The sequence below is a fragment of the Dinghuibacter sp. genome (genome assembly GCF_035492835.1).
GTDB lineage: Bacteria > Bacteroidota > Bacteroidia > Chitinophagales > Chitinophagaceae > Dinghuibacter.
Map to the genome: position 1 here is coordinate 22,077 of NZ_DATJIY010000213.1, position 7,348 is coordinate 29,424.

3 protein-coding genes are annotated in these 7,348 nt (G+C 59.2%); all 3 read left to right on the forward strand.

The window, feature by feature from the left end:
- Positions 1 to 2 precede the first annotated feature (2 nt).
- From VL547_RS19810 to VL547_RS19820, 3 genes are read left to right on the forward strand one after another with little or no spacing between them, the layout of a single operon-like run.
- On the forward strand, positions 3 to 2,414 hold the full coding sequence (locus tag VL547_RS19810) for an ABC transporter permease (RefSeq protein ID WP_325581179.1): 2,412 nt from the start codon (positions 3 to 5) through the stop codon (positions 2,412 to 2,414).
- 10 nt (positions 2,415 to 2,424) lie between these two features.
- Entirely contained in the window at positions 2,425 to 4,824 is a 2,400-nt protein-coding gene (locus VL547_RS19815) for an ABC transporter permease (protein ID WP_325581181.1), read from the forward strand.
- Positions 4,825 to 4,865: 41 nt separating this feature from the next.
- Positions 4,866 to 7,259: an ABC transporter permease gene (locus VL547_RS19820; protein WP_325581185.1), complete on the forward strand. Its 2,394-nt coding sequence runs from the start codon at positions 4,866 to 4,868 to the stop codon at positions 7,257 to 7,259.
- Positions 7,260 to 7,348 lie beyond the last annotated feature (89 nt).

A 7,348-nucleotide genomic window follows, 5' to 3' on the forward strand; every position in this document is an offset into this window, starting at 1 on the left:
CCATGATCCGCAATTACATCAAGACTGCGCTGCGCGCGCTTTGGCGCAAAAAGACGTTCACTTTCCTCAACGTCCTCGGTCTTTCCGTGGGACTGGGGGCCTGCATGGTGCTCTTCCTGATCATCCGGTACGAGCTGAGCTTCGATACTTTCCACAGTAAGAAAGACCGTATTTACCGGGTGCTCTCGGCCTGGAAGGGCGGACCCGAGGGCATGCAATATTCATCAGGCGTGCCCATCCCCATGACCCCGGCGATACGGTCGGATATGCCCCAATTCTCGGAAGTGGCGGCGACATGGTCGGTGGGCGGCGGTCAGTTTACCATCCCGGGTAAGGGCGTGCCCGACAAAAAGTTCGTAGCCGAGGGCAGGGTATTGTATACCGAGCCCGGCCTTTTCCGCATATTCGATTTTCCCTGGCTGGCGGGGGACCCGTCGTCTTTAAATGACCCCAATACCATGGCCATCGAGCAAGCGGTGGCCGAAAAATGGTTCGGGAACTGGCAGGACGCCATCGGCAAAACCGTGATCCTGAACCATACCCATCCATTTGTCGTCACGGGCGTCATGAAGGATCACGTCGACAATACCGACGTTCCCGTCAGTATTGCATTGTCTTACGCATCCTTTAACCGACACCACGAGGACGACTGGCACGACGTGAACAGCACCTCCAATTGCTACGCGCTGCTGGCGCCGGGGCAGACCATACAAAACGTGAACACGCGGATTCCCGCGTTCGACAAACTGCACTTCGTGGGGGAGGACAAGTCGATATACCACTCCACCATCGAATTCCAGCCGCTGAGCCGGATGCACTTCGATACGCGTCCCGGTGTGAATACCTATTCATATGGAACCTTCCCGCCCTCCCGGCTTTGGGCCCTGGCACTGATCGGTCTGTTTTTGTTGCTGGTGGCGTGTGTCAACTTCATCAACCTGGCGACCGCGCAGTCCGTCAGCCGCTCGAAGGAAATCGGCGTCAGGAAGGTGCTGGGGAGCAGCAAGGGCTCGCTTGTCCGGCAGTTCTTGGGCGAAACCGCGATGATCAGCTTCACGGCGGTGGTGCTGGGGTGTATCCTGGCGGAGATCGGGGCGTCGTGGATGGGCAAGATCCTGGAATTGCCGCTGAGCCTGAACGTGTGGCGGTATCCGTCGATCTTGTTGTTCGTGGCGGCGGCGTTTGTCGTCATCACCTTCCTCAGCGGGTTTTACCCCGGTCTCGTGCTGAGCCGGTTCAACCCCGTCGAGGCCATCAAGAGCCGCATCACGCCAAAGACCGTGGGCGGTCTGCCGCTCCGCCGGGTGCTCGTGGTGTTCCAGTTCGCGATTGCCCAGGTGCTCGTCATCGGGACGCTCGTGGTGGTTAAGCAAATGAACTATTTCGACACCATCCCGCTGGGTTTCGACAAGAACGCCGTCGCCATGGTCGACATCCCATCCGACAGCCTCAGCCAGCAGAAACACGAATACCTGAAGCAACTGATAAAAAGGGAACCCGGCGTGGTGGACGCGAGCCTTTGTTCGACCGCGCCGTCCTCGGGGTGGGTATGGGACAACGGTTTTACGTTTGAAAACCGGCCCCAGCCGGAAACCTGGAGCCTCGCCATGCGCATGACCGATACCGACTACTACCGGACCTTTCATATCGACTTGGTGGCGGGACGCCTCCCCTATCCCTCCGACACCGCCCGGGAATACGTGCTCAACGAGACAGCGGTCCGCAAGCTTGGTTTTACCCACCCGACTGAAATCCTGGGTAAGGTCATACACGTGGGTAAAAAGGCCGTCCCGATCGTCGGGGTCGTCCGGGATTTCCACAGCACCTCGCTCCAACAGGAACTGAGCCCCATGGCGATGTCCACCACGGCGAGCGTTTTTTATGAGCTCGCCGTACGGTTGGATCCCAACCGGATCGGCGCCACGATGAAGCGCATCCAGGCCGACTGGGAAAGCGTCTACCCCGCATTCATGTATCACTCCGTCTTCCTGGACGAGGATATGGCGCAATATTACGAGGATGAGGAGCAAACCTCGAAGCTCTTTCATTTCTTCGCGGGCATAGCGATCTTTATTTCCTGTCTGGGCCTGTACGGCCTCGTCTCCTTCATGGCGGTCCAACGTACGAAAGAGGTGGGCATCCGAAAGGTGTTGGGCGCTTCCGTCCGGGGTATCGTCGTGTTGTTCTCCCGGGAATTCACCATCCTGGTCGTTATCGCGTTCCTGGTGGCGGCGCCCCTGGGTTATTATGTCATGCGCCAGTGGTTGAACGGGTTTTTTTACCGGGCCAACATGGGCTGGGGTATATTCGCCTTGTCCATCGGCGGCTCGCTGGTCATAGCCTGGGCGACCGTAGGCTATAAGGCCATCCGGGCGGCCCTTGCCAATCCTATACAAAGTCTTAGAACCGAGTAAATCTTGTCGTATGCTACAGCACTACTTCACCACGGCCTGGAGGAACCTCCTGAAATACCGGACCTTTTCGCTGACCAATATCGGTGGTCTGGCCATTGGCCTGGCGGCGTTCTGGGCCATCGCCCTTTATGTGGGCGACGAGCTCAGTTATGACCGGGCCCTGCCCACGTCCAACCGGGTCTACCGGGCGGTGAATTATTCGGACTGGGATGGCGGTCACCAGGAAACGGCCACCTCCTCCCGTCCCTTTGCCGCGGCGCTCCAGTCGATGCTGCCCCAGGTCGAGGCCATCACCCGGGTAGACAATAATGCGGGCGGCGTCATGACTGTGGGGGAGAAGCACTTTGACGTCGGCGACGTGGCGGCGGTCGACAGCTGCTTTTTTACCGTATTCCCTTATAAGTTACTGGCCGGGAGTCTATCGACCGCTTTGGCGAACCCCGATGGGATGGTCGTGACGCAAACCCTGGCGGAAAAACTTTTTGGGAGCATCCAGGCGGCTATAGGCAAGACGGTCCGTATCGGTGACCACAGCCTGGTCATCATCACCGCGGTGATGCAGGACATGCCCACCAATAGCCACTTTTCCTTTAGCGCGCTACGGCCCTATCCCCACCAGGATGATTCACAGACCTGGCAGAATTTTGATATATACACCTACCTGCTGCTAAAGCCCGGCGCCGACTACCGGCAGGCGGAGGCCACGATCGCGCGGACCTTTGCGCCGATGATAATCACCCGCTCGGGGGGGAACATCAAATACCGGATGGAGCTCCAACCGATCGAGTCCATCCACCTCCATTCCCAGCTCAGCTTCGAAATGGGCCGGAACGGAAATATCCGGGATGTCTATGTCTTCATAGCGGCGGCCCTGCTGATATTGTTGATCGCGGTAATCAACTATATGAACCTTTCGACCGCGCGGTCCTCGCTACGGGTAAAAGAGGTCGGGGTGCGCAAGGCGATCGGTTCGCCCAGGGGCGTGCTCGTGGGGCTGTTCCTGGCAGAGTCGGTGATCATTACGCTGGTCGCGGCCTTTTTGGGGTTGTTGTTGCTGGAGCTGCTGCTACCGCTGTTCAACCACATGGCGGCCAAAGACCTCTCCCTGCTACGGTTGGGCGTGGGTAATATCATACTATTGATCGTCGGATTCGCGCTATTGCTGGGGATAGGCGCCGGGGCGTATCCCGCGCTTTTTCTCTCCGGTTTCAACATTCTGCGTTCGCTGAAGGGCGAACTGGGAAGCCAAAAGGGGGGCACGCTGCTCCGGAAATCATTGGTGACCTTCCAATTCGTGATTACCATTGCCATGATTTCGGCCTCCAGCCTGGTCTATCTCCAGCTGCGGTATATGGGCACGGCGGATCTGGGTTTTAACAAGGACCAGACGGTTACGTTCCACATCCACAGCCACGCCGTGCGCAACCAGTTCGCCGCGCTGAGGACCAAGCTCCTGGAAAATCCCCTGATCGAAAGCGTCTCGGGCGCCAGCAATCCGATCGGCAACAACAACATCGGCGGCCGGAACTACCACTACGAAAAGGAAGGGGAGGCCCAGCGCGGATCGATGATGGGGAACCTCCTGTTGGTAGACCATAATTTTCTGTCGACGATGCAGATCGGTCTGCTTGAGGGCCGGAACTTCTCCCTTTCGAATCCCAGCGACAGCGCCGACGGGGTGCTGGTCAACGAGGCCTTTGTCCGCCAGGCGGGCTGGGCGGACCCTATCGGGAAAAGGATCGCGTACTGGCTCGATGAATCTGGCCACCGGCGCGTTGCCCACGTGGTGGGGGTTACGCGTGACTTCAACATCTATTCCCTCCAGCATACTCTCGACCCGCTGGCGATTTATCTGCCGCAGGACGTGAACGACATGGACAACGTCTATGTCCGGCTGGCCAAGGGGCACATACCCGCGGCCATGGACTACCTGGAAAAGACCTATCAGTCTTTTGACAACTCCGGCACGGTGGAATACCACTTCCTGGACCAGAACTTCTCTCAACAATACGAGAACGAGCGGCGCCAGGGAACGGTACTCCTGAGCTTTACGGTCCTGGCCGTGATCCTGGCTTGTCTTGGGTTGTTCGGGCTGGTGAGCTTTTCGGCTTCCCGCCGGATTAAAGAGATCGGCATCCGCAAGGTCCTCGGCGCGGGCGACAGGCACATCCTCCAGCTGTTGGCGGGGGACCTGCTCCAGCTCGTGGTGCTGGCCGCGCTGATCGCCGCTCCCATCGCCTGGTGGGCGATGGATCGCTGGCTGCAGGCCTTTGCCTACCGCATTCCCGTCTATTGGTGGGTGATGGTCGGGGCCGGGCTGGCGGCGGCGCTGATCGCGCTGGGAACTATGTTCACTCAGGCAATAAAGGCCGCCCGGGCGAATCCCGTGGATGCGCTCAAGTACGAATAACCGTTTCACCGGGACCCCTCCCCTTTAAAAGACCGTAAAGAATGCTCAACCTCAATATAAAGATGGCCTGGCGGAATTTCTGGAAAAACCGCCGCTATACGCTTCTCAACATCCTGGGCCTGGGTATCGCGCTGACCCTGTTCCTGCTGGCGCTGCTATACCGCAATAGCGAAATGCGGTATGACCGCTGGAACCCCGGCCACGAAAACGTCTACCGGGTACAGACCCAGGAGGACGACGGCCCGGTGGCGCTCGTGCCGATCCCCTTTGCGCCCGCCGTCCGGGGATTGCCTCCGGTGCAGGCGGCCACCACCGCTTCCTATTATTATGCGGGTGAGCTGTTGCTTACGGTTGGGCCCAGGAGCCTCTATCAATCAAACATCATCTTTGCAGACAGCGCCTTTTTCTCGGTGTTTCAATACCCGTTGGTCTATGGCGATGCGTCCACCGCTTTCCGCGAGCCCAATACCGTGGCGCTCTCCAAAGTCCTGAGCGAAACACTTTTTGGCAAGGGCGTCAACCCTATCGGGGAGATGGTGAAGATGGGTGACATCGGTGTTTGCAAAGTAACGGCCGTGATCGACCGGGACGCCTACCCGAGTCATATCCCCTTTGACTGTATCATACGGCGGGGCTTTCATTCGCTGGATTGGACAAGCAACAACGCGTACGTCTACCTGCGCTGCAGCCCACACGCCACTCCTTACTCCTATGCCACGGCGCTCGACAAGAACTACGCGGACATGGCCATGGGGGCTATCCTGGCGGATACCACGGACAAGTTCACCGCCAGCGACATTGCCGACTACCGCAAGGAGATATCGGACCGGAAATTCCGGTTCGAGCCGGTGGACCCCATCCACCTGAACAGCTCGGTCAGGTACGAATGGGTGGGCAACGGGAGCGGACGCTACCTCGATTCCCTCTACCTGGTGGTTCTGATTATCCTGGTCATGGCGGCCATCAATTTTACCAACCTGTCCGTGGCCTATGCCACCCGCCGCGCCAAGGAAACCGGTCTGCGAAAAGTCATCGGCGCCGCGCGTGGCCAGCTGGTGGCGCAATTCCTGGCCGAAACGTTCTTCCAGTGCGTGCTCGCGCTCTGCCTGGCGCTCATACTGGCGGAGCTGATGCTGCCTTTTATCAACGCCCGGCTGGACATGAATATCCACGGGTGGATTCGCCAGGATACCCTGTCGCTACTCGGTCAGCTGTTCCTGTGCGTGGGGGTGACGACCCTTATGGCAGGTCTATACCCCGCTTTGGTTATGAGCGGTTACCTGCCGGCCATTGTTCTTAAAGGCAATTTTTCGGGAGGCGCCAGGGGCGTTCGCGTCCGCCGCGTCCTGCTGGTGGCCCAATTTACCTGCGCGGCCGTGTTCGCCAGCGGGATCTTTGTCATCGTCCGGCAAACCAATTATATGCGGAAGATGGATCTGGGTTATGACGCCAGCCAGGTGATGGCCGTCAGGATACACTCGGGGACCACCAACGAGCGTTTTTCCTCCGTCCGCGACCGGCTGGCCGCCATCCCGGGGGTCGCCGTCGTTAGCCGTACCAGCCAGATCCAGGGGGAAGGTATCGGGAGCAATGGATATAGTTATAAAGGACGGGCGTATAGTCTCGACTTCCTTGCCGTAGACGCCCACTACTGCGCTGCCATGGGGCTGCCCCTGCTGCAGGGCCGGGACTTCGACGGCCTGCACCCGGTCGATACCAATGGTTCGGTCCTGGTCAACGAAACCTTTGCGCGCATGGCGGGTATCAAACGGGCCGGCGAATTCCTCGAGCATGCCAAAACGCAATACGAAGTCGTGGGTATCGTCAAGGACTTCCCCCTGGGTCATCCGCAGGACGCCATCCTCCCCATGATCTTCCAATTGCTCCGTAACAACGGCGAGAACTACGTCCTGATACGGATGGACAGCCGCCACGCCGGCGAGACCGTTCAGCGAATCAGCGCCGCCTGGTCGGACATCGAGCCCGGTTACCCCATCCAATACACCTTCCTCGACGAGCACTTCGCCGCCCTCTTCCGGTCGCAGGAGCACTTCGGCTTTCTCTTTGGTATCTTCTCGACCATGGCCCTCATCCTGGCCGTGATGGGCGTGGTCTCGCTGGCCGCCTATACCGCCGAACGCAAAACCAAGGAAATCTCCATCCGCAAGGTCCTCGGCGCCACCACCGGTCAGATCCTCACCCTCCTCAACAAAGACTTCGTCCGCTGGGTCCTGCTGGCCAACCTGCTGGCGCTCCCCTTGTCGCTCTGGCTCATGAGCCGGTGGCTGCAGGGCTACGCCTACCGCATCCACCTGGGCCTTTGGCCATATTTGCTCACGCTTGTCGTCAGCCTCGGAGCCACGGTCCTGGTCGTTACCCTCCAGTCCCTCCGGGCGAGCACAGCCCGACCCATCGAGGCGCTCAAGTATGAGTAACGGCCTCCGCCTTCCGGCTTATCGGCCTGACAGGTGTCTGGCCCTGAGGTGGGTGCCTCTTTTCCCCCGTTTTTGCGTAACGTTTGGCA

Coding starts and splice junctions, on each gene's coding strand:
- VL547_RS19820 (WP_325581185.1), top strand. CDS start 4,866: ATGCTCAACCTCAATATAAAGATGGCCTGGCGGAATTTCTGGAAAAAC.
- VL547_RS19815 (WP_325581181.1), top strand. CDS start 2,425: ATGCTACAGCACTACTTCACCACGGCCTGGAGGAACCTCCTGAAATAC.
- VL547_RS19810 (WP_325581179.1), top strand. CDS start 3: ATGATCCGCAATTACATCAAGACTGCGCTGCGCGCGCTTTGGCGCAAA.